The sequence below is a fragment of the Dermabacter sp. Marseille-Q3180 genome (assembly GCF_940792985.1).
Taxonomy (GTDB): Bacteria; Actinomycetota; Actinomycetes; order Actinomycetales; family Dermabacteraceae; genus Dermabacter; species Dermabacter vaginalis.
In genome coordinates this window covers 120,556-141,501 of the sequence record NZ_CALNWU010000003.1, presented here as the reverse complement: position 1 = coordinate 141,501, position 20,946 = coordinate 120,556, and the positions used below count along the sequence as shown (strand labels likewise).

Sequence of the window (20,946 nt, the reverse complement as noted above, 5' to 3'; positions counted from 1 at the left end):
CTTCCCACGTGGCAGTTTCACGCGACGCCATGGTTTTTCTGACAAGATCGAAGCTATGAGCCTCGATCTCTCCACCCCCGCACAGCACGAACGGCGCCTTTCTGCGCGTCTCGCATCGATCGCCGAGTCGGCAACCCTCGCCGTTGACGCGAAGGCGAAGGCACTCGCCGCAAGCGGAGAGGACGTGATCGGCTTCGGCGCCGGAGAGCCAGACTTCCCGACGCCCGACCACATCGTCGAAGCTGCCATCGCCGCGGCACGCGACCCCAGAAATCACCGCTACTCCCCCGCGACGGGTCTTCCCGAACTTAAGGAAGCGATCGCGCGCGCAACCTCCGAGGCCGACAACCTCGACGTCGAACCCTCGCGAATCGTCGTCACAAACGGCGGCAAGCAAGCCGTTTACGAGGCCTTTGCCGCGCTCCTCGATCCGGGCGACGAAGTCCTCCTGCCCGCGCCGTATTGGACGACCTACCCCGAGGCGATCCGCCTTGCGGGAGGTGTTCCCGTGACGGTTCGCGCTGGCGCCGATCAGGGATACATTCCCGAGGTCGAACAACTTGAGGCGGCGCGCACGCCCCGCACCAAGGTGGTACTTCTGTGCTCGCCCTCGAACCCCACGGGCGCGATCATGGAGCGACACCAGGTGGAGGAATTCGGCCGCTGGGCCCTCGAGAACGATCTGTGGGTGCTCTCCGACGAGATCTACCAGCACCTCACGTATGACGGTGCCCAGTTCCACTCGATCCTCGATCTCGTCCCCGAACTCGAGAACCGCACGGTGCTCCTCAACGGCGTGGCAAAGACGTTTGCCATGACGGGCTGGCGCGTGGGCTGGCTCATCGCTCCCCTTGACATTGCGAAAGGCGTTGCACGGCTTCAAAGCCACTTGACCTCGAACGTCAACAACATCGCGCAGCGGGCCGCGATCGCCGCCCTCACAGGCCCCACCGAACCGCTCGATGACATGCGAGCCGCATTCGATCGCCGACGCCGCACCATGTGCGACATGCTCCGGGAGATTGACGGCCTCTCACTCCCCACCCCGCGCGGCGCGTTCTACGCCTTCCCCGATGTCACAGGGCTCCTCGGCCGCGAAATCGCCGGGGTGCGGGTCGAAAGCTCCGCCGAACTCGCCTCCCTCATCCTCGAGCGCGCGAAAGTAGCGCTCGTACCCGGGGAAGCGTTCGATGCACCGGGTCACCTCCGCCTCAGTTACGCGCTTTCCGACGCCGACTTGGCGGAAGGCGTGTCCCGACTTCAGAAAGTGCTTGGCTAGGCCATGGCTAACGTCGGCACTCACGCCCCCCGCCGCGAAGGTGAGCGTGACCTGCGCACCCTCCCCAAGGCGCATTTGCACCTGCACTTCACGGGATCGATGCGCCACGACACGCTTCAGGAGCTCGCCGCGGCGCAAAACCTGCGGCTCCCGCGCACCCTCGCGGAGCAAACGGCGCTCAAGGTCGAGCCGAGCGCGCGCGGCTGGTTCCGCTTTCAGCGCTTCTACGATGCGGCGCGCAAGGTCGTCAACTCGGAGACCATCATGCGCCGCCTCTTGCGCGAAGCGGCCGAAGACGATCTCGCCGAGGGCTCGGTGAGACTCGAGCTCCAGATCGACCCCACGAGTTACGCCCCGTTCGTAGGCGGCCTCACCCCCGCGATCGAGATTATCGTGGACGAAGCGTGCGCCATCGAGCGCGATCTTGGCATCTCCATGGGAATCATCGTTGCGGCGAGCCGAATGCGCCACCCCCTCGATGCGCGTATTCTCGCGCGCCTCGCCGTGCAGTACGCGGGCACCGTGATGGGCTTTGGTCTCTCCAACGATGAGCGACGCGGCGACACGAGCTCTTTTGCGGCGGCTTTTCGGATTGCCCGCCACGGCGGTCTCGCGTCGGTGCCCCACGGTGGCGAACTCCTCGGCCCGCCCCACATTCACGAGGTTGTCGACTCGCTCGAGCCCACGCGTCTCGGCCACGGCGTACGCTCGATCGAAGACCCCCGCCTGCTCGAGACACTCGTCGAACGCGATATTGCGCTCGAAGTGTGCCCGGCATCAAATGTGTCCCTCGGCGTCTACCGCGATATCGGCGACGTGCCCGTGCCGCAATTGGCACGGAACGGCGCAACGATTGCGCTTAGCGCCGACGACCCGCTCCTCTTTGGCTCACGACTGCTCGCGCAATACGAAGCCGTTCGCGCGATGGGCATGACCGATCGAGAGATCGCGGATCTCGCCGCGGGATCCATCCGCGCATCGCGCATGAGCGAGACGGAGAAGCACGCGCAGCTCGCACGCGTGAACGCCTGGTACGAGGGCGAAGGCTAAAGACTCCTAGCGGTCGCGTCCGGCGCCGCGGCTCGGCGTCGCGAGGAAGAACACCGGTTCGGTAAAGGAATGCTCGGCGAAGGCGCTCTCCACCGCGCCCGCCACGGTCTCAACGCGGTCCGCCTCCACAAGCGCGATCACGCTTCCGCCGAAACCGCCGCCCGTCATACGCGCGCCGTGGGCACCTGCTTCGCGTGCCGCCTCCACCGCGACATCGAGCTCCGGGACGGTCACCTCGTAGTCGTCGCGAAGGGAGTCGTGCGAAGCATTGAGCAGCTCAGCAATGCGTGCAAGGCCCTCGCGAATCGAGCCCGTCTCAAGAATCTCGGCGAACTCGCGCACGCGCTCGATCTCATTGATGATGTGCCTGCTGCGCCTTTGGACCACGGGATCGGTGATGCCACGGCAAGCGTCGGAAGCCCCCTCGAACGGGACATCCCGCAAGCTTTCCACGCCCAGCGCACGCGCCCCCGCTTCGGCCTGCGCCCTGCGCTCCGCATACTCGCCACCCACGAGGCTGTGCGGGGCACGCGTGTCAATGATGAGCAACGCGAGACCCTGACCGGCGAGGTCCCAAGGAACGGACGTCGTCGAAAAATCCCGGCAGTCGAGAAGAATTGCGTGGCCCTCCTCGCACAGGATTGACGCGGACTGATCGAGCCCGCCCGTGGCCGCTCCTGCGAATTCCGTTTCCGCCTTGATCGCCGCACGGATCCGTTCGTGCGGCGTGGTGCCGAGTTTGCACAGTTCCTCAATCGCCGCTGCAACCGCACATTCGAGGGCCGCGCTCGAACTGAGCCCCGCGCCGAGCGGAACGTAGCCGTCAATCAGCAGATCGACACCGCTCGCGACTCCCCCTTCAAAGCGGTCCGCGAGCGCCCACACGACGCCCGCCACATAAGAAGCCCAACCGTCCACCGCGCCGGGGGCCAGCCCCGGAGCGGAAGCCTCGACCGTCTCGCCGGACTGCACCGAACGCATCCGCACGACGCCCGCATCAGTGCGGCGCGCGGCAACGAAACAGCGGTGCGAGATTGCCATGGGCACACACAGGCCCTGCTGGTAGTCCACGTGTTCGCCGATGATGTTCACGCGGCCGGGGGCCGAAAACACACCCTCCGGTTCGCTGCCGAAAGCCTCCCTAAATTCGCGGGAAACCTTCTCGATGGCATCGGCGTCGTGGGGAGCAGCATGCAACTCAGTCATACCCACAAGTTTAGAGGGGCTCGGAAGATTGTGCGTCCCTGTCTGCGCTTTCATCGGCGCGGATCGCCGGCATCTCGATGTCTTCGGGGGCCATCTCCACGATTTCGAATCCCGATTCGCGCGTGTCCGGCTGGAGGTTCTCAAGATCCTCGCGCCAGTCAGGACCGGCCTCGATATCGATCGTGGGGTCGAGCTCGTCCGGATCGAGGTGGACGACGGGAATCGCGGTCGTGAGAGCGCCAGGTTTACGACGGCGCCTGAAGGTCACCATACGGCGGTGACGATTCGTGCCGAACGGCTGCGAAATAGTGGGCACGCGCACACGCCCACTCGCAAGGAGTGTGACGACATGGCTCGCGACGAGCTCGCCAAGAATCACGCCCGCCGAGATCGCGATCGCGATCTCACACGCGAGCAACAGATAGCTCGCACCCGTGTTGCTGCCGTCGCTGAAGCCAAGAAGACCGCGGTAAATCACGGATCCCGGCACCATCGTGATAATCGCGGGGGCAATGAGGATATTGACGTACGCTTTCGCGTGCTGCGAGATCGCCACCGCGAAAACGCCAACGAAGAACGCGGTGATTCCCGTCGCCCACGCCCGTTCAAGCCCCGCAACTTCGATCACAAACGCCGAAGTCGCGGTAAAGCCCGGCAGGAGTGTCACCCAGTGCAAAAGGCGCGGCGGTACCTGAAAACCCACCGCATAGCCGAGCCCGATGAACGCCCCCGCGATCGCCACGAGCAAGGTGGAAATAAGCGTCGCCGGCACCGTCGACGTAATCGAAATATCTGCCCCAACCCAGTCGGCAACGAGCATGCCGCCACGGATGCCGATCACGGCACCGACCGTGAGCATGAACGTCTCGAGCAAGCGCCCCGCGGCCGTGACGTACCACCCCGTGATCGCGTCCTGCATCGCGCCTACCGACGTCGAACCCGCGAGCACCATGACCAGGCACGCGACCACCACGAGGGAGGAGTTTGCCGTGGGGTCGAGCCTATTCACGATGAGCGAGATGAGCACGACGATGAACCCGCCCGCGATCTGGGCGTAGAACACCGGAAAGCGCATCTTGTCGAAAAGAATGTACACCTGCCACAGCACGCCCGCGGCGAGGGCCGCGAAGACCGTCACGAGAATGCCTGCGCCGAAGAACATCGCGCATGCACCACCCATGAGGATCCATGCGAGCGTCGTCACGATCGGGCCATAGAACCGTTTCATCGAGCGCACACGATCGACGGCAAGGAGTGCTTCGTGAAGGCCCATCTCACCCTTCACGTACTTGCTCGTGATCTGGTCGACCCGATCAAGCTTCGTGAAGTCGTAGGTGTAACCGCCCGCGGTGCGAATGCGTGTAAACGGCGCCGATTGCGTGTCCTGATAATAGGACACTGAGACTTCCGTCAGAGTCGTTTGCACCGACACGTTGCGGATGCCAGAAGACGCGGTGACGCGTAGCATTGTCGCGGTCACGTCGGCCGCTGCGGCACCGTTCGAAATCATGACCTCACCGATACGCATGGCGAGTTCGAATACCTGGTGCAGGCGGGTCAGGGAAGTGCTCACCCCACCATCGTGGCACACGGCCGGCGGGCCGCGCACGGAAAGGATCAACGAATGGCACACACCGCAATCCACGCGCACGAATCGCTCGCACGCCTGAGCGAAGGCAACGCCCGATTCGCTAGCGGTACGACCCGTCACCCCCACAGCGATGAGGATCGGCGTCTCGGTGTGTCCTCGGGCCAGGCGCCGTTCGCGGCGGTCTTCTCGTGCGCCGATTCGCGCGTGCCTCCCGAGATCGTGTTCGATTGCGGCCTCGGCGACCTGTTCGTCGTTCGTTCGGCCGGGCAAATGGTTGAGAATGCGGTGCTTGCTTCCCTTGAGTTTGCCGTTCACGAGCTTTCGGTTCCCCTGATCCTCGTGCTCGGTCACGAGGGCTGCGGGGCCGTGGCCGCGGCCGAATCCCTCATGGCTCAGCGAGCATCGGGAGCGCCCCTCGTTCTCCTTCCGGGGCACCTCAATGCGCTCGCCGAGCAGATTTCACGGCGTTTGGGGGCCGGCTCTGGCGAGACTCACCTCAAAACTCCTGCCCTCACCGATGCCCCTCGACCCATGACCCAGGCCGCCCGAAATACCGCGGCAGCGAGGGCGGAGGTCTGTGCGCGCTCGCCTCTCATTCGTGCCGCGCACGAGGCCGGCGACCTTGAACTCGCCCACGCTATTTACGACCTCGAAACGGGACGAGTCACCTTCAGCGGTACCGAAAATTGACACCGGGGCCGCCGGGTCGGGGCCGCGTAGTCCGGTTAAAGCCCAGGGCTCGAGGCGAGCACAAAAATGAGGACCGCGAGGAGAAGAATCGTCGCGACATCAACCGAGCGGCGCCTCACCACGAGCGCGCCGAGCGCCTCCACGGGGAGGAAGAGTCGCACGGCCGCGAGAGCGAAGAGCAGCGCCGAGAGCATGTATCCGGCGGTCGGGACAGAAAAAATAAGCCCGATCGGGAGCACCACAAAAAAGACAAACCCCAGCGTCACAAGCAAAAGCCGCTGGCGATACACGGCAGCGCCAAGGGAATAGGGCGATCGATTCACGCCTCCATGGTAGCCCGACGTGGTTAGGCTAGAGATACCGCATTGATCGCGGCACCACGCAGTACCGCCTGCCTCACCACAAGGACGTGAACCATCACATGACCGACGTGCGCATCGAGCACGACCTGCTCGGAGACCGCGAAGTTCCCGCCGACGCCCTTTACGGCGTTCAGACCCTCAGGGCCCTCGAAAACTTCCGGATCTCGGACTTCCGCCTCCACCATTTCCCGTCGCTCGTCAGGGCACTCGCCTACGTCAAGCACGCGGCAGCACGTTCCAACCAGCGTCTCGGCGGACTCGAGAAAGCCAAGGCAGACGCGATCGCGAAGGCCTGCACGGAGATCGAAAATGGCGAGCATCACGAGCATTTCGTGGTCGACCTCATCCAGGGCGGTGCGGGCACGAGCACGAACATGAACGCCAACGAGGTCATCGCGAACCGCGGTCTCGAAATCCTCGGGCACGCGCGCGGCGAGTACGAGTACCTCCACCCCAACAACGACGTGAACTTCGGCCAATCCACCAATGACGTCTATCCCACCGCGGTGCGGCTTGCGATCCTGCTGAGCTTTCCCGATCTCGCCGATGCGATGCAAGGCCTCATCGATGCGCTGAGCGCGAAAGGCGAAGAGTTCGACCACGTGCTCAAGATGGGCCGCACACAAATGCAGGACGCGGTGCCCATGACCGTGGGGCAGGAGTTTCACGCGTGGGCGACGACCATGAGTGAGGATGTCGAGAGGCTCACGCGTACCGCACGCTTCTTCCGCGAAATCAATATGGGCGCGACCGCGATCGGTACGGGCATCACGACCGACCCGAAGTATGCCTCGCTCGTCGTTGAGGAACTCACCCGCATCACGGGCAAGGAATTCACCCTCGCGGCCGACCTCGTCGAGGCCACGAGCGACACGGGCGCGTTTGTGACCTTCTCGAGCGTGCTGAAGCGCATCGCGGTCAAGATCTCAAAGATCTGTAATGACCTGCGCCTTCTCTCCTCGGGTCCGCGCGCGGGTTTCAACGAAATCAACCTTCCCGCCGTCCAGCCGGGAAGTTCGATCATGCCGGGGAAGGTCAACCCCGTGATCCCCGAAGTGGTCAACCAGGTCGCTTTTCAAGTGATCGGCAACGACCTCACGGTGACGCTCGCCGCCGAAGGCGGACAACTCCAGCTCAACGCGTTCGAGCCCGTGATTGCCTACAACATCCTCAACTCGACGCGCATCATGACGCGCGCGATGCGTACCCTGACCGAGCGCTGCATCGAAGGCATCACGGTCAACGAGGACGTGCTCGCGGGCAACCTCGAGCGTTCGATCGGTATTGTCACGGCGCTCGTGCCCGTGATCGGCTATGCGGCGTCCTCAGATATTGCTTCGCAAGCCCTTCACACGGGTAAATCGGTGCGTGAAATCGTGCTCGAGAGGGGCCTTGTGAGCGAGGGGCACCTCGATGAGATTCTCACGCCGGCGCGCATGACCCAGCCGTACCGGGCAACCGCCACGGGGGCAATCCCCGCGCTCGACAGCTCTGATCCCATCGCCGAGGACGACCTCGAGCTCTAGCTCGGGCCGCCCTCCGCGTAGCGAGCTATTCGTTTGCTTCTTCGTTCTTGCCGCGCATCACGAGCAGCGGATCGGGAGTACCAACGACCTCGTGGTCCTTCCCCTCATACTCGAACTGCGAGAGGAAAAACTTCATCGCATTGAGGCGGGCACGCTTCTTATCGTTTGAGCGAATGATCGTCCACGGCGCGTACTTTTTATCGGTGCGGCGGAACATTTCTTCTTTCGCCGCACCGTACGCCTCCCAGCGATCGAGAGACTCGAGGTCCATGGGCGAAAGCTTCCACTGACGAACCGGGTCGAGCTGACGAATGGCGAAGCGCGTGCGCTGTTCCTTCTGCGACACGGAGAACCAGAACTTCGTCACGTGAATGCCGGAATCCACAAGCATGCGCTCAAAATGCGGCACCTGCGTCATGAAGGTTTCATACTCTTCGTCGCTCGCGAATCCCATCACGCGCTCGACACCCGCGCGGTTGTACCAGGAGCGGTCGAAAAGCACCATTTCACCGTCGGTTGGGAGGTGCTCGACGTAGCGCTGGAAATACCACTGGCCCTTCTCGCGCTCGGTGGGCTTATTGAGCGCAACCACGCGCGCCATGCGCGGATTGAGATGCTCGGTGAAGCGCTTGATCGTGCCACCTTTACCGGCTGCGTCGCGCCCCTCGAAGATGATGATGGCCTTTTTCTTCGCATCCTCGAGCCAGTACTGGAGCTTGAGCAGCTCGACTTGGAGGTAGTACTTCTCACGTTCGTATTCTTCGCGCGCCATACGCGTGGGATACGGGTAGCCCTCCTGCCACGTGTACACGGGGTTGCCGTACGGGTCGATCAGGTCGGGGTCGGGCGAGTGTCCGTCCGCAACCGTGTAGCCGAGCTCGCGCAAGTGTTCGATAAATTCGCGCAGGTTGCTGCTGTGGGGAAGCTCGCCGTTGAGGTCGAGTTCAGGAACGGTGCCCTTTTTGCTTTTTTTCATCGCTGGTCTTTCGCTCGTGGGGGTGGGGGTTGGATCCTCATGAGTGGATTCGGGTGGGGCAGGTGCGGGCCCCGGTTCGGGGTTCGGGGTAGGGGCCGACGCTTGCTCGGCTTCGGGTCGCTTTCCAAAGATTCGTTTGACGAAAGCGATCAGTGCGCGAAGTGGCGAGTGCCCGTCGTGTACATCGTGATTCCTGCTTTCTGGCACGCGTCGATCACCTCCCTATCGCGAATGGAGCCGCCGGGTTGCACGATGGCCGTGATACCGGCAGCGATGAGCTGTTCGGGCCCATCAGCGAAGGGGAAGAAGGCGTCGGAAGCCGCCACCGCGCCGCGCGCACGTTCCTCGCCGTCCTCGCCGAGGGTGTTGGCGCGTTCAACCGCAAGGCGGCACGCATCCACGCGGTTGACCTGCCCCATCCCAACGCCTACGGCGGCGCCGTTCTTCGCGAGCAGAATCGCGTTCGATCGGGGTGCGCGCACGGCTCGCCACGCGAAGGCAAGGTCCGCGAGGGTTTCTTCCGACGCCTGCTCGCCGCACACGAGTTCCCAATTCTCGGGGTCGTCACCGGGCGCCTGGTACCGGTCGGGCTCCTGGTAGAGCACGCCTCCCCAGATCTCGCGACCTTCGAGAGAGGAATCGGTGCGCGGCGCGCCCGAAATTTCGAGAATGCGCAGGTTTTTCTTTGCCTTAAGTACGTCGAGAGCGCCGTCTTCGTAACCGGGGGCGACGACGACCTCCGTGAACACCTGGGTCACGCGTTTTGCCATGTCGAGGCTCACCGGGCGGTTCACGGCAATCACGCCGCCAAAAGCCGAGACGGGGTCGGTCGCGTGGGCCTTGGTGTACGCCTCGGCGACGTCGCTTGCTTCGGGCGTGATCGCGATTCCGCACGGGTTGTTGTGCTTGATGATCGCCACGCATGGCTCGGGGTGGTCGAAGGCAGCGCGCAGAGCGGCGTCGGCGTCAACGTAGTTGTTGTAGCTCATGGCCTTGCCGTTCAGCAGCTCGGCTTCGGCAAGGGTCGTGGAGTCCTCGAACAGCGAACGGCTCGCGTCAAGGAATGCCTGCTGGTGGGAGTTTTCGCCGTAACGCAGTGGCGTGAGGTCCTGTTCTTGCGGATCGATGCCGAGCGTTTCGTCGGCGCGATCCGCCATCCATTCTTCAATCGCGGCGTCGTATTCGGCGATTCGCGAGAAGGCGTCGGCGGCGAGTACGAGGCGCTCTTCGCGTGTGAAGCCGCCGCTTGCGAGCGCCCCTTCCACGAGGTCGTACTGTTCGGTGCTGGTGATGACGGCGCACGAGCTGAAGTTCTTCGCAGCACTGCGCACCATCGCGGGGCCGCCGATGTCGATCTTCTCGACGATGTCCTCGAAGGACGCACCGCTCGCGACGGTCTCTTCGAACGGGTAAAGGTTGCACACGAGAAGGTCGATCGGAGCGATCTCGTGCTCCTCGAGCGCCTCAACGTGCGCCGGTTTGTCACGGTCGGCGAGGAGACCGCCGTGAACCTTGGGGTGGAGAGTCTTAACGCGCCCGTCAAGGATCTCGGGGAAGCCGGTCACGCTTTCGACGGCGGTCACGGGAATCCCTGCCTCCGCGATCGCCTTCGCCGTGGATCCGGTTGAGACGATTTCAACGCCACCCTTGTGGAGAGTGGTCGCGAGTTCGGTCAGCCCGGTCTTGTCGTACACGGAGACCAGGGCGCGCGTAACAGCACGCTGGGACATGCGGGAGGCTCCTTCGTCGTCAATACTCATGCGGTATGCCCTTTAAACCTATCGCGTTCAGGTGAACGTGGCGTGACGGCGAGCGGGCAGGTGAGCTACTGCTTCCGAGCGCGCTGCGCGATCACGTCAACGAGCATTTCGCGCTCGATGGCCTTGATCCTCTCGTGCAGGGCTTCTTCGCTCTCACCTTCCTGCACGGTCAGGGCCCGCTGGTCAATAATCGCGCCCGTGTCCACACCTTCATCGATCTCGATCACGGTCGCCCCCGTGACCTTCACGCCGTAGTCGAGGGCATCGCGCACGCCGTGGGCACCAGGGAAGGCCGGCAAGAGCGCGGGGTGGGTGTTGATCATGCGCCCGCCGAAGGCTTCGAGCATGGGCGAGCCGAGCAGCCGCATGAAGCCCGCGAGAACAACGAGATCCGGCGCATACCGACCCGTGCATTCGGCGAGGGCACGGTCCCAGTCCTCGCGCGAGTCGTAATCAGCGAGCGCAACGATGTGCGTAGGAATGTCTCGCTCGCGTGCGAAGGCAAGGCCCGGCGCATCGAGGTCCGCGACCACCGCCGCGACCCGCACCCCCGCGAGCGCACCGGAGTCAATCGCCTCAAGGATGGCGCGGAGGTTGCTCCCCGTTCCCGAAATGAACACAACGCACGTGAAATCGTTCATGATCCCACAGTAGCGGGCACGAAGCACCCGTGCGCTTACGACCACGCGGCGGCTATGCGGCACAATGGGATCCGTGACTTCCGAACCACGCCCCCCTCAGGACCAGCCCGCCTTCTCGCCGGAACGCCAGAAAGCCTTCAGCCGCACTTTGCTTTCTGCCGCGATGTGCATGATTGTCGCGTGGGGTGCAACGCTCCTTCCCCTGCCGTTCAGTCTCATCGCGGGCCTCGCGGGCATCGGCGCCCTCGTGTTCCTCGTGCGGCTCATGGTGATCGCGTGGCCAACCCCCGCGCGGCGTTCGGCGAGCGTCACAGCGGCGTTCGGGATCCCTGCCTCGATCGTCGTGATCGGCCTTGCGCTCTTATCGCTCGTGTTCTATGGGCCGATGACCCAGTACCAGGAGTGCCTTGATTCGGCGCTCACGAATTCGGCCGTCTCGTCATGCGGCAAGGATCTGCCGGGCGCGATCCTCGAGTGGCTGCCGTTCTAGTCTGAATCGCGCGTGGGAGCGGGCGCGTTCTCTTGCTCGTGATCGTCACTGAGCGGAGCCTCGGATCCACCCTCCAACGCGGTGGCGTCGGCTGGCTCGTCAGGCTCGGCTTCCTCGGCAGCTACAGCATCGCTGTGCTCAGCCTCGGTCTGCTCTAAAACGCGTTCGCTCGCGCGTGAGTCGTCATCGCCGAGTTCGGCCTCTGCCGCTTTGCCCTCGGCCTTTTCGACACGTGCGCGTAGTGACGCGGTTCGCTCGCTCACGTATGCACGGCCCGCGCGCGCCTTCCCAAACACCCACGAATCGAGACCGGTTTGGCTCCATCCTGCGATGAGGGCTGCCGGCACGAGTACGAGGAGCGCCACGGGGAGCATCAGTGACGTGAACTGCGGGCCCACGTGCGAGAGCTGCGCCGTGCCGATACTCCCACTTCCGAGCGTGAAGATCACCGTGAGTGCGAGGAGCGAACCGACCGCATAGGTGAGCCACGCGACCACCCTTGCGCGCACGTCGAAGTGACGGGTGCGCATAGCCAGGAACACCGACGCCCCGATCGAGGAGAGCGCGGGGATCGCAATGAAGGCCCACACCCACGGCGAAAAGCGGCCGGGTTCGGGGAGGGCGCCAAGGATGGGAAATGCGGGGAGCACCCCCGTGAGCGACCCTTCAAAGGACACGTGCGTGTTCGAACCTACCGTGACCGTCCCCGCACACACGAAGGCCGCAGCCCATACGAGCATGGTGGGGAAAAAGGCGAGAGCCGCGAGAACGAGCGCAACCGTGCCGAAAAGGTCAGGCTCGAGCCCGCGATGCACGGAGAGCATCGCGTCACGTCGGATCACCATCCACACCGTGAGCGCTACCGCTGTGCCCCCAAAAAGACCGAGCACCAGCACGCCGATCGACCGCAACGCCGCGGCGTATTGCTCGCTCACGAGAGCGAGCAGACCCACCCGCGGCGCGGAATCACTCGAGCGGCGCACGAGAGAGGCCATGAGGCCCGCGGCCCCCGCGATCACAGCAAGGGCAAGGGCACTCACGCCCGCACTCACGGTCACCGGCTGCACCCCCGGTGTTCGGGCGAGCAGGGAGGAGACGGTCGCCATGAGGGCATAGGAAATACCGAAGCCCGCGAGGATAAGCCCGAGCGCCGTAAGCGCACCCCGCTTGAGGGCGCCCGACGGCTCCGTGAGCGTCATTGACCGCCCCGTTCGCAGCATCGTTGTGCCGCACACAAGCGCAAATACGAGAGTCAGCCCGAGCGGAGGAAGAACGGCCGTGCCATCGATCCCCACCCCGGTGAACGACATCGCTCCCCCGTGGCCGAGCACAACCAGGCACAGCGCCACGATCACGGCATCGAGCGTGCTCGCTTGCGTGAGCGTGTTGAAGCCGTGGGCAACGAGAACGGGTACCGCGACGATCGCGACGTTGATCGTGAACGCGATCACGGCAGCCGTCACGCCAAGGAAGATCGGGGTCGCATCGTTTCGTTTCACAGCACGCTTCCCATGGTCAACGAGACCGCGACGGGGGCGAGGGAACAAACGGCGGTGCGCAATAATGTGGACATCATGCCCATCTTATTCACGAGTTCCCCCCGCCCCACGCAAGAGAGCCCCCGTTTTACTGTGCGATCGATCCGGCTCGACGCCCCCGCGACTCTCGCCGACCATATCCCCGAGGCCCCGAGCGCCCTGTGGCTTCACGAATCGGGTGGACTCATCGGCATCGGTGAGGCCGCGAGGCTCGAGGCCACGGGCCCGGATCGCTTCGACGCTCTCGCGAACGCCTTTCGCGACCTTGAGGCCAGCACCGATGTCGAGGACCTCGCGAATCTCCGCGGCAGTGGTCTCGTAGCTTTTGCCTCGTTCTCCTACTCCCCCGCGTCCTCGCGCCCGTCGCGCCTCGTGATCCCCCGCTACCTCCTCGGATCCGTGGAGGGCCGCGCTTTCGTCACGTGTGTGAGCAGTGATTCCGAGGAAAGCGTCGGAAAAACCCTCACCGAACCGGAGGAAATCCTCGCACTTTTCTCCCCCGGGAAAGCTCCGACGGTAACCCCTCGCGCGATGCAGCCCGCGCATTCCGGCGAGGCCTATCGCGGGCTCGTGAAAGAGGCCGTGCAGGAGATTGATGACGGCGTCGCCGAGAAAATCGTGCTTTCCGAGCGGTTTGAGATCGACCTCGGCACACTCGAGGCGAGCTGCCTCGTTCCAGCGCTCGCCGCGCAGCTTAATCATCGCTACCCGACAGCATGGACCTTCGCGCTCGACGACATTGTGGGTGCCTCGCCCGAAATGCTCGTGCGCACCGAAGGACCGAAAGTCTTCTCGCGCGTGCTCGCCGGTTCACGCCCCGTGAGCGGGGACGACGAACTCAGTGCCGAAGAACGTCACGCTTTCCTCAACGATCCCAAGGAGCGTGCCGAGCATGATTTTGCGGCGCGCTCGGTCCGCGAGCCGCTCATGAGGCTCGGTGTGAGCTTGCCACCATCGGAAGGGCCCTTTGTGCTCCACCTTCCCGGGATCGAGCACCTTGCGACCGATATTCGCGGGGTCGCACCTGACGGGCTCGGGATTCTCGAGATCGCGGGGGCACTGCACCCCTCCGCGGCCGTCTCCGGAACGCCGCGCACGGCTGCTAACGAGGTCATCGCGCGGCTCGAACGCGTTGATCGCGCCGGTTATGCCTCCCCCGTGGGGTGGATCGGTGCGGACGGCGACGGCGAACTTGCGATCGCACTGCGCATGGCCCATGTTCAGGGCACCACGCTCACCGTGCAAGCGGGCGGCGGGCTCGTAAGTGACTCAGATCCACTCACCGAGCACGCCGAGGCACTCGCAAAAACACGCCCGATCGTGCGGGCTCTCGCTTCGCTCAGTTCCCCTGAAGAGTGACCTTGACGGTCTCCTCCTTGCCGCCGCGATACACGGTAAACGCGTGGGTACTGCCCACCTCGAGGCTGCGCACGTAAGCCGTGAGCGCCGATGAAGAGCCGATCTGCACATCATCGACCTTCGTCACGAGATCACCGTTCGTCATACCCGCCTTCGACGCGGAACTCCCCGGCGTGACCTCCACGACGTGCGCACCCTTGATCGTGGCCGAACCAGTACCGGCCTCCCCGTCCTTGATGCGCACACCGAGGAATGCGTGCTGCGCCTTCCCGCTCTGCGCGAGCTGCTCTGCGATGAGCCTGACGGTATTCGAGGGGATCGCGAAGCCGAGTCCAATACTTCCCGCGCCCTCACTCGTGGAAGCATTCGAGGCGATCGAGGAATTGATACCGATGACCTCACCCGCGCGATTCACAAGCGGGCCACCCGAGTTGCCGGGATTGACGGAGGCATCCGTTTGAATCGCCGAGGTGTAGGAAGCGGTCGAAGGATCCTGGTTTTCACTGCGCTCGGGGCGCGTAACGACCGGGCGATTGAGCGCCGAGACGATGCCGGTCGTGGCAGTGTTCGCGAGGCCGAGCGGCGTGCCGACCGCCATGACGTCCTGCCCAACCGTGAGCTTCGAGGAGTCCGCAAACGTCGCCGGCGTGAGGTCCTTCGGTGGTTTCACCAGACGCACGAGTGCGATGTCGGTGCTCTCGTCGGTGCCGATCAAAGTCGCGTCGAAGGTGCGGCCATCCGCGGTGGTCACGTCAATGAGGATGGCGCCTGCGACGACGTGGGCGTTGGTCACGATCGTCCCCTTGTCGTCATACACGATGCCCGTGCCCTCAGAACCACCCTTGCCGGTGTCGACACGGATCGAGACCGTGCTCGGTGAGATCACGCGCGCGGTATCCACCCACGAATCCTCCACAACGTCGCCGCCGTGCCCAACGTTCTCTGCCGGGTTCGACGAGTGGGGGCTTTTGCCGGATCCTTCACCCGGCGCTCCCCACAGCATGAGCCCGAGGCCCGCGGCAGCGCCGATCGTAAAGACCGACGACACGCACATGCCGACGATGACGAGGATGGCGGTTGCGAGCCATGACGGTGATTTCTTCATAGGCGTGATCTAAGCTCCGTTTCCTGAGAACTCGCTTCCGATTTCCACAAAAAAGACCCGTCGACGCGCACCGTGTGAGGCAGACGACAGCTTCACAGCGAGGTCGCTCGGTACGCAGCGCTCCACCTGAACACCGAGCCCCTCGATCGCCGCGGCGAGATCCACCCCGTGTGGCGTCGTGAAGAAACGCTCGAGGACCGTTCGGGGCGCCTCACGATGCTCGAGGCCCGAGAAGATGCGCCCACCGTTATCGTCCACAATCACAATGTCGAGCTCGGGTTCACGCTCGGTGGGGCTGATCACGAAGCCCGTGAGGTCGTGTATCGCACTGACGTCTCCGAGCAAGACTCGCGTGCGTTCGCGCGCGGCGAGGGCGATACCGCTCGCCATGGAGACGGTACCGTCAATCCCCGCGAGCCCGCGATTCGCATGCACGCGGGCACGGCTCGCTCCCGCGTATCGTTCAAGGTCGCGGATAAGGGCGCTTGCCCCGAGCACGAGGGGCGCGTGATCGCTCGCGCAGGCCTCCCACACCGCGAGCGCGGCCTCGGCCTGCGGGGCTCGATTGTCACTACTGTGCTCCGCGAGGGCGCTGCCAAGACTCCTCCACGCCTCGAGGAATCCCTGCTGCTGTGCGACGAGACTCGAGTGTTCAACGTCGATCAGGGGCACGATGCGTGAGGCATTGCGCGAGGCATCGGGCCATTCGAGACGGGCACTTTCAACGGTGACCTCCATGTCTCTCGCACCGAGCAATTGGCGAAGCACGGGGCGCGAGAGCGTGGGGTGGCCAAACACGATCGCGGCTTCGGGGCGAAGGGGGTGGTCCCAATCCGCCATGACCCGGGCGAGTGCGTCCGGGTAGCACGGCACGAGCGTGTCAGCCAGCTCGCGCGCGTTGCTGCTCGGCTCCGCGAAGAGCGGGAGGCGAAGGCGCGCGGCGAGCGCGGCTGCTCGATGACCCGACTCGTCACCGTCGCCCGCGACGATGACGGTGCGTGCGGGAAGAGTGGTGAGAGCCGTGCCCGCGTGTGGCGCGGGTCCGGCGTGTGCAGGGACGCGGAAAGTGGCATCGGAGCCTTGCTCGGGTGCGTGCGTCGCCGCGAGGGGGTCGCGGAAACCAAGGTTGAGGTGCACCGGGCCGGGGGCGTTCAGCGCGGCGTGGGCGGCCCGGGCGGCTGTATCGACCATAAGACGCAGTTCGCTCTCGGTTGCGTCGTGCGCGCCCGGCGCAGGAAGGTCCGTGCTCATCACCGCAAACGGCGCATAGAGCCCTGCCTGGTACGTCGTTTGATTTGCCCCGGTTCCGCGCAGCTCGGCCGGGCGATCTGCCGTAAGGAGCACGAGCGGAATCCCGCTGTGGTGGGCTTCCATGGCGGCGGCAAGCAGGTGCGCGGTCGCGGTTCCGCTCGTGGTTCCGACGGCTGCCAGCTCACCCGCGCGGCTCAAACCGAGCGCCGTGAACGCCGCGGCGCGCTCGTCATGGCGCACGTGCACCTCGAAGCCTTCCGCCCCCCTCTCGGCGAGTGCACTCGCCGCGTAGGCGAGGGGCGCCGAGCGTGAGCCGGGGGCGAGTACGAGGTGGCGCAGGCCGCACGCGATGAGTGATTCAAGCAGGACGGACGCGGCCTCGAGTGCGCCCGAGCCGGTGCGGGGCGGGGCGGAAATACGCATGCCTCAAGCCTACCGGGGCCAGTACCCGCGTGCTTCGAGAACCTCGGCAGCCTCGGCGATCCTGGCCTGCCATACACGTGTGCGTTCCTCGGGGGCGCGATGCTTCTCGAGCAATTCCTCGCTCACCTCGACGCGGCCCGCGGGAAGCGTGCCGTCCTCACTCACGAGGGGCGCTTCAGTCACGTCGCCCTTCAGAAGCCGCGCCGTGCCGAGCCCGCACGCGTGCTTGATATCGGGAAGCGCCGCCGCAAACGCGAGGCCGGCGCTAAGCCCCACCGACGTCTCGAGCGCACTCGAGACCACGACGGGAAGGCCCGCCTGCTCCGCGAGCGCGAGGGCGCGGCGCACTCCCCCGAGCGGCTGCGCCTTCATCACGAGGATATCGGCGGCCTTCGCCCGTGCCACGGCAAGGGGATCCTCGGCCTTGCGCACCGATTCATCCGCGGCGATCTTGACGTGCACCTCACGGCGCACCTCGGCAAGCTCACGCACGCTCGCGCACGGCTGCTCGACGTACTCGAGGCCACCAGCCGCGCGGTCGAGCTCGCGAATCTTCTCGACTGCCTCGCGCACGCCCCACGCCGCGTTGGCGTCAACGCGAATGCGCGCTTCTTCGCCGAGGGCTTCGCGCACGGCCGCGACGCGCGCCAGATCATCGCTGTGGGCTGAGGAGGCGTCGGACACCTTCACCTTCGCGGTGGTGGCGCCAAACGACCGGGCAAGCGTGTACGCACGCTCGGGGCTCACCACGGGAATGGTCGCGTTGATCGGGATGCGCGTGCGCGCGGGTTCGGGGAACGGGAGTGTGGCCTGCTCGAGTGCGGCGGCGAGCCAGGCCGACGCTTCTTCAGGTCCGTATTCGAGAAATGGTGAGAACTCTCCCCAACCCTCGGGACCACGCAGGAGAGCCGCTTCGCGCACGTCGATGCCGCGAAAGCGCGTGCGCATGGGGATGCACACGATCTCGATGCGCTCAATCAGCTCCGTGAATTGCATAGAAGTTGTGGGGGAAATGGCGTCTCCAAGCCGAACTGCATAGAACCGAATTGCATAGAAGTTGTGGGGGTAATGCGCGCGGCAAAACCCCCACAAACCTTATGCAATCCACGGGATGAGGGAGGGACTACTCGTTGTCGCCACCCGTCACGTTCACGGCCTCGCTCGCGATCGCCGCATCGTGCTGCTCATCGTCCCACACCCAGTTCGCGACCTCCGGAATGTCCGCGCCGTGGGTGAACGCGTACTGGCGGGCGCGGATGCGCTCATCCGCCATGCGCTGGCGCAGGCCCGCGTAGCGCGTGCCGAGCGAATCGACGTGGTCGATCACGTCCATCACGAGGTGGAAGCGGTCGATGTCGTTGCGCATGAGCATGTCGAACGGCGTGGTTGTCGTGCCCTCTTCCTTGTACCCGCGCACGTGAATGCGCGCGTTCGGGTCGTGACGGTACGCGAGGCGGTGGATGAGCCAGGGGTAGCCGTGGTACGCAAACACGACCGGAATGTCCTTGCCGAAGAGACCGTCGAAGTCCTTTTCGGAAAGACCGTGCGGATGCTCGCGCTCGTGCTGGAGGCGCATGAGGTCCACGACGTTCACGACGCGCACGCGCAGCTCCGGGATCTCCTCGCGGAGGATCTTCGCGGCCGCGAGCGTCTCGATCGTCGGGATGTCACCGGCACAGCCAAGCACAACGTCAACACCTTCGCCGTCAACCTCGGTGCCTGCCCACTCCCAAATGCCGATGCCGCGCGTGCAGTGCACGATCGCCTCGTCCATCGTGAGCCAATTCGGGTTCGGCTGCTTACCGGCCACAACCACGTTGATGTACTGGCGCGAACGCAAGCAGTGATCGTAGGTCGACAGGAGCGTGTTCGCATCCGGCGGAAGGTACACGCGCACAACTTCGCTCTTTTTGTTCACCACGTGGTCGATGAAGCCCGGATCCTGGTGGCTAAAGCCATTGTGGTCCTGACGCCACACGTGCGAACTCAGAAGGTAATTGAGTGAAGCGATGGGGCGGCGCCATTCGATCTCATTCGTGACCTTGAGCCACTTGGCGTGCTGGTTCACCATCGAATCGACGATGTGAATGAACGCCTCGTAGCTCGAGAACAGGCCGTGGCGGCCCGTGAGCAGGTAGCCCTCGAGCCAGCCCTGCATCTGGTGCTCGGAGAGCATCTCCATAACGCGGCCTTCTTGCGCGAGATTCTCAGCCACATCGTGGTCCTCGAACTCGCCATTCCACTGCTTTCCCGAAACCTCGTAGATCGCCTGGAGGCGGTTCGAAGCGGTTTCATCGGGGCCGAACACGCGGAAATTGTGCATGTTGTTCTTCACCACGTCGCGAAGCCACGTGCCGAGCACGCGGGTCGCTTCGGAGTTCGTGCCGCCGTGGTGGGGAACGTCGACGCCGTACTCGCGGAAGTCGGGGAGCACGAGGTCGTGGAGGACCTCGCCGCCGTTGGTGATGGGGTTCGCGCTCATGCGCTTGTCCCCCGCGGGTGCCGCATCGACGATCTCGTCGATGAAGGCGCCATCCTCGTTCACGAGCTCGTCGATGTTGTACGACTCGAGCCATTCGCGCAGGTCGTTCAAGTGCTCGTCGGTGTCGCGTGCGCTCGCGAGCGGCACCTGGTGGCTGCGCCACGAGCCCTCGGTCTTCTTGCCGTCGATTTCCTTCGGTCCGGTCCAGCCCTTCGGGGTACGGAACACGATCATCGGCCACAGGGGGCGCTCGATGTCGCCCTCGGCGGCACGCTTCTTGATGTCGGCGATCATGTCGAGCGCCTCGTCGAGCACCGCAGCGAAACGCTTGTGGGTTTCCTCGATCGGCTCGTCGTCGAAGCCCCCTTCGAAGAAGAATGGCGTGTGGCCGTAGCCGACCATGAGCGACCGCAGCTCATCATCGCTAATGCGTGCGAGAACGGTGGGGTTCGCGATCTTGTACCCGTTGAGGTGAAGGATCGGGAGCACAACGCCATCGTTCTTCGGGTTGAGGAACTTGTTCGAGTGCCAGCTCGTCGCGAGCGGACCGGTCTCTGCTTCGCCGTCGCCCACGACGGTGAACGCAATCTGGTCGGGATTGTCGAGAACGGCGCCGTAGGCGTGCGACAGGGCGTAGCCGAGCTCGCCGCCCTCGTGAATCGAACCGGGGGTTTCAGGGGCGACGTGCGAGGGGATGCCGCCCGGGAAGGAGAACTGCGTGAACAGCTTCTTGAGACCGCGCTCGTCCTTCGTGATCGCGGGGTAGGTCTCGGTGTACGTGCCTTCGAGGTAGCTTGCGGCCACGAGACCGGGGCCGCCGTGGCCCGGTCCGGTCACGTAGAACGCGTTGAGGCCGCGCTGTTTAATCGCGCGGTTGGCGTGCGCATACAGGAACGTCAGTCCGGGGGTCGTTCCCCAATGGCCCAGCAGGCGCGGTTTCACGTCATCGCGCGAGAGTGGCTCGCGCAGGAGCGGATTGTTCATGAGGTAGATCTGGCCCACCGAAAGGTAGTTTGCGGCGCGCCACCACGAATTGAGTTGATGGGCTTCTTCAGCGGTGAGTGGATGGGATGGCTCGTTCGGCCATTCGTGTGCGGAGCTCATGTCTCTCCCTGCCCTTTTCGGGACTTGCACTAGAAGGGCGGCAAGGAGCAGGGCGGCAGGGGCCGCTCGTGCGCCAATGCCGATTGCACAATGTAGTCTACGCCTCATTTTTG

At 64.6% G+C, this 20,946-nt stretch carries 17 protein-coding genes; 6 read left to right on the top strand and 11 right to left on the bottom strand.

What is annotated here, in order from left to right; translation table 11 throughout:
- The first annotated feature begins 55 nt into the window (after positions 1-55).
- On the top strand, positions 56-1,279 hold the full coding sequence (locus NBW56_RS08505; RefSeq protein WP_250258853.1) for a pyridoxal phosphate-dependent aminotransferase: 1,224 nt from the start codon (positions 56-58) through the stop codon (positions 1,277-1,279).
- Between the two features lie 3 nt (positions 1,280-1,282).
- The gene (locus tag NBW56_RS08500) at positions 1,283-2,329 is read left to right on the top strand and encodes an adenosine deaminase (protein WP_250258852.1); all 1,047 of its coding nucleotides are present in this window, start codon (positions 1,283-1,285) and stop codon (positions 2,327-2,329) included.
- A gap of 6 nt (positions 2,330-2,335) precedes the next feature.
- Here NBW56_RS08500 and galK read toward each other — a convergent pair whose 3' ends face one another.
- Both galK and NBW56_RS08490 read right to left on the bottom strand, forming a co-directional pair.
- A complete protein-coding gene (gene galK / locus NBW56_RS08495) occupies positions 2,336-3,535 on the bottom strand; it encodes a galactokinase (RefSeq protein WP_150333576.1) in 1,200 nt (399 codons plus the stop codon).
- A 10-nt stretch (positions 3,536-3,545) separates the two neighbouring features.
- Positions 3,546-5,108, bottom strand: a complete 1,563-nt coding sequence (locus NBW56_RS08490) for a threonine/serine exporter family protein (protein ID WP_250258851.1) — start codon at positions 5,106-5,108, stop codon at positions 3,546-3,548.
- Between the two features lie 51 nt (positions 5,109-5,159).
- Between NBW56_RS08490 and NBW56_RS08485 the strand changes: the two genes are divergently transcribed.
- Positions 5,160-5,816, top strand: a complete 657-nt coding sequence (locus NBW56_RS08485; RefSeq protein WP_250258850.1) for a carbonic anhydrase — start codon at positions 5,160-5,162, stop codon at positions 5,814-5,816.
- A 35-nt stretch (positions 5,817-5,851) separates the two neighbouring features.
- Here the strand turns inward: NBW56_RS08485 and NBW56_RS08480 are convergent, their stop codons facing one another.
- Positions 5,852-6,139 (bottom strand): DUF3017 domain-containing protein, encoded by a 288-nt coding sequence (locus NBW56_RS08480; protein ID WP_065247361.1) that lies wholly within the window; start codon positions 6,137-6,139, stop codon positions 5,852-5,854.
- Positions 6,140-6,237: 98 nt separating this feature from the next.
- On the opposite strand from NBW56_RS08480, the gene NBW56_RS08475 reads away from it, so the two are divergent.
- Positions 6,238-7,704 (top strand): aspartate ammonia-lyase, encoded by a 1,467-nt coding sequence (locus NBW56_RS08475; RefSeq protein WP_126847916.1) that lies wholly within the window; start codon positions 6,238-6,240, stop codon positions 7,702-7,704.
- A gap of 25 nt (positions 7,705-7,729) precedes the next feature.
- Here the strand turns inward: NBW56_RS08475 and ppk2 are convergent, their stop codons facing one another.
- From ppk2 to purN, 3 genes are all read right to left on the bottom strand, one after another.
- Positions 7,730-8,680 carry a polyphosphate kinase 2 gene (gene ppk2 / locus NBW56_RS08470; protein ID WP_250258849.1) on the bottom strand — a complete coding sequence of 317 codons (951 nt, stop codon included), beginning with the start codon at positions 8,678-8,680 and terminating at the stop codon, positions 7,730-7,732.
- Positions 8,681-8,829: 149 nt separating this feature from the next.
- Entirely contained in the window at positions 8,830-10,440 is a 1,611-nt protein-coding gene (gene purH, locus NBW56_RS08465; RefSeq protein ID WP_250258848.1) for a bifunctional phosphoribosylaminoimidazolecarboxamide formyltransferase/IMP cyclohydrolase, read from the bottom strand.
- Between the two features lie 65 nt (positions 10,441-10,505).
- Positions 10,506-11,081, bottom strand: coding sequence for a phosphoribosylglycinamide formyltransferase (gene purN, locus NBW56_RS08460; protein ID WP_250258847.1), 576 nt, complete (start codon positions 11,079-11,081; stop codon positions 10,506-10,508).
- A gap of 73 nt (positions 11,082-11,154) precedes the next feature.
- Between purN and NBW56_RS08455 the strand changes: the two genes are divergently transcribed.
- Positions 11,155-11,571, top strand: a complete 417-nt coding sequence (locus NBW56_RS08455; protein WP_250258846.1) for a hypothetical protein — start codon at positions 11,155-11,157, stop codon at positions 11,569-11,571.
- Here the strand turns inward: NBW56_RS08455 and NBW56_RS08450 are convergent.
- Positions 11,568-13,070 carry a cell division protein PerM gene (locus NBW56_RS08450; RefSeq protein ID WP_250258845.1) on the bottom strand — a complete coding sequence of 501 codons (1,503 nt, stop codon included), beginning with the start codon at positions 13,068-13,070 and terminating at the stop codon, positions 11,568-11,570. The two genes, NBW56_RS08455 and NBW56_RS08450, sit on opposite strands and share 4 nt — an antisense overlap.
- A gap of 75 nt (positions 13,071-13,145) precedes the next feature.
- On the opposite strand from NBW56_RS08450, the gene NBW56_RS08445 reads away from it, so the two are divergent.
- Positions 13,146-14,468, top strand: a complete 1,323-nt coding sequence (locus NBW56_RS08445) for an isochorismate synthase (protein ID WP_250258844.1) — start codon at positions 13,146-13,148, stop codon at positions 14,466-14,468.
- Here NBW56_RS08445 and NBW56_RS08440 read toward each other — a convergent pair.
- The 4 genes from NBW56_RS08440 to NBW56_RS08425 form a co-directional block, all read right to left on the bottom strand.
- Entirely contained in the window at positions 14,449-15,573 is a 1,125-nt protein-coding gene (locus NBW56_RS08440) for a S1C family serine protease (RefSeq protein WP_250258843.1), read from the bottom strand. The two genes, NBW56_RS08445 and NBW56_RS08440, sit on opposite strands and share 20 nt — an antisense overlap.
- A 9-nt stretch (positions 15,574-15,582) precedes the next feature.
- Positions 15,583-17,247 (bottom strand): 2-succinyl-5-enolpyruvyl-6-hydroxy-3-cyclohexene-1-carboxylic-acid synthase, encoded by a 1,665-nt coding sequence (menD, locus tag NBW56_RS08435; protein ID WP_250258842.1) that lies wholly within the window; start codon positions 17,245-17,247, stop codon positions 15,583-15,585.
- A 9-nt stretch (positions 17,248-17,256) separates the two neighbouring features.
- Positions 17,257-18,243, bottom strand: coding sequence for an o-succinylbenzoate synthase (locus tag NBW56_RS08430; RefSeq protein WP_250258841.1), 987 nt, complete (start codon positions 18,241-18,243; stop codon positions 17,257-17,259).
- Between the two features lie 127 nt (positions 18,244-18,370).
- A complete protein-coding gene (locus NBW56_RS08425) occupies positions 18,371-20,833 on the bottom strand; it encodes a phosphoketolase family protein (RefSeq protein ID WP_250258840.1) in 2,463 nt (820 codons plus the stop codon).
- Positions 20,834-20,946: the final 113 nt, after the last annotated feature.

Coding starts and splice junctions, on each gene's coding strand:
- NBW56_RS08505 (WP_250258853.1), top strand. CDS start 56: ATGAGCCTCGATCTCTCCACCCCCGCACAGCACGAACGGCGCCTTTCT.
- NBW56_RS08500 (WP_250258852.1), top strand. CDS start 1,283: ATGGCTAACGTCGGCACTCACGCCCCCCGCCGCGAAGGTGAGCGTGAC.
- galK (WP_150333576.1), bottom strand. CDS start 3,535: ATGACTGAGTTGCATGCTGCTCCCCACGACGCCGATGCCATCGAGAAG.
- NBW56_RS08485 (WP_250258850.1), top strand. CDS start 5,160: ATGGCACACACCGCAATCCACGCGCACGAATCGCTCGCACGCCTGAGC.
- NBW56_RS08475 (WP_126847916.1), top strand. CDS start 6,238: ATGACCGACGTGCGCATCGAGCACGACCTGCTCGGAGACCGCGAAGTT.
- ppk2 (WP_250258849.1), bottom strand. CDS start 8,680: ATGAAAAAAAGCAAAAAGGGCACCGTTCCTGAACTCGACCTCAACGGC.
- purH (WP_250258848.1), bottom strand. CDS start 10,440: ATGAGTATTGACGACGAAGGAGCCTCCCGCATGTCCCAGCGTGCTGTT.
- purN (WP_250258847.1), bottom strand. CDS start 11,081: ATGAACGATTTCACGTGCGTTGTGTTCATTTCGGGAACGGGGAGCAAC.
- NBW56_RS08445 (WP_250258844.1), top strand. CDS start 13,146: ATGCCCATCTTATTCACGAGTTCCCCCCGCCCCACGCAAGAGAGCCCC.
- NBW56_RS08440 (WP_250258843.1), bottom strand. CDS start 15,573: ATGAAGAAATCACCGTCATGGCTCGCAACCGCCATCCTCGTCATCGTC.
- menD (WP_250258842.1), bottom strand. CDS start 17,247: ATGCGTATTTCCGCCCCGCCCCGCACCGGCTCGGGCGCACTCGAGGCC.
- NBW56_RS08430 (WP_250258841.1), bottom strand. CDS start 18,243: ATGCAATTCACGGAGCTGATTGAGCGCATCGAGATCGTGTGCATCCCC.
- NBW56_RS08425 (WP_250258840.1), bottom strand. CDS start 20,833: ATGAGCTCCGCACACGAATGGCCGAACGAGCCATCCCATCCACTCACC.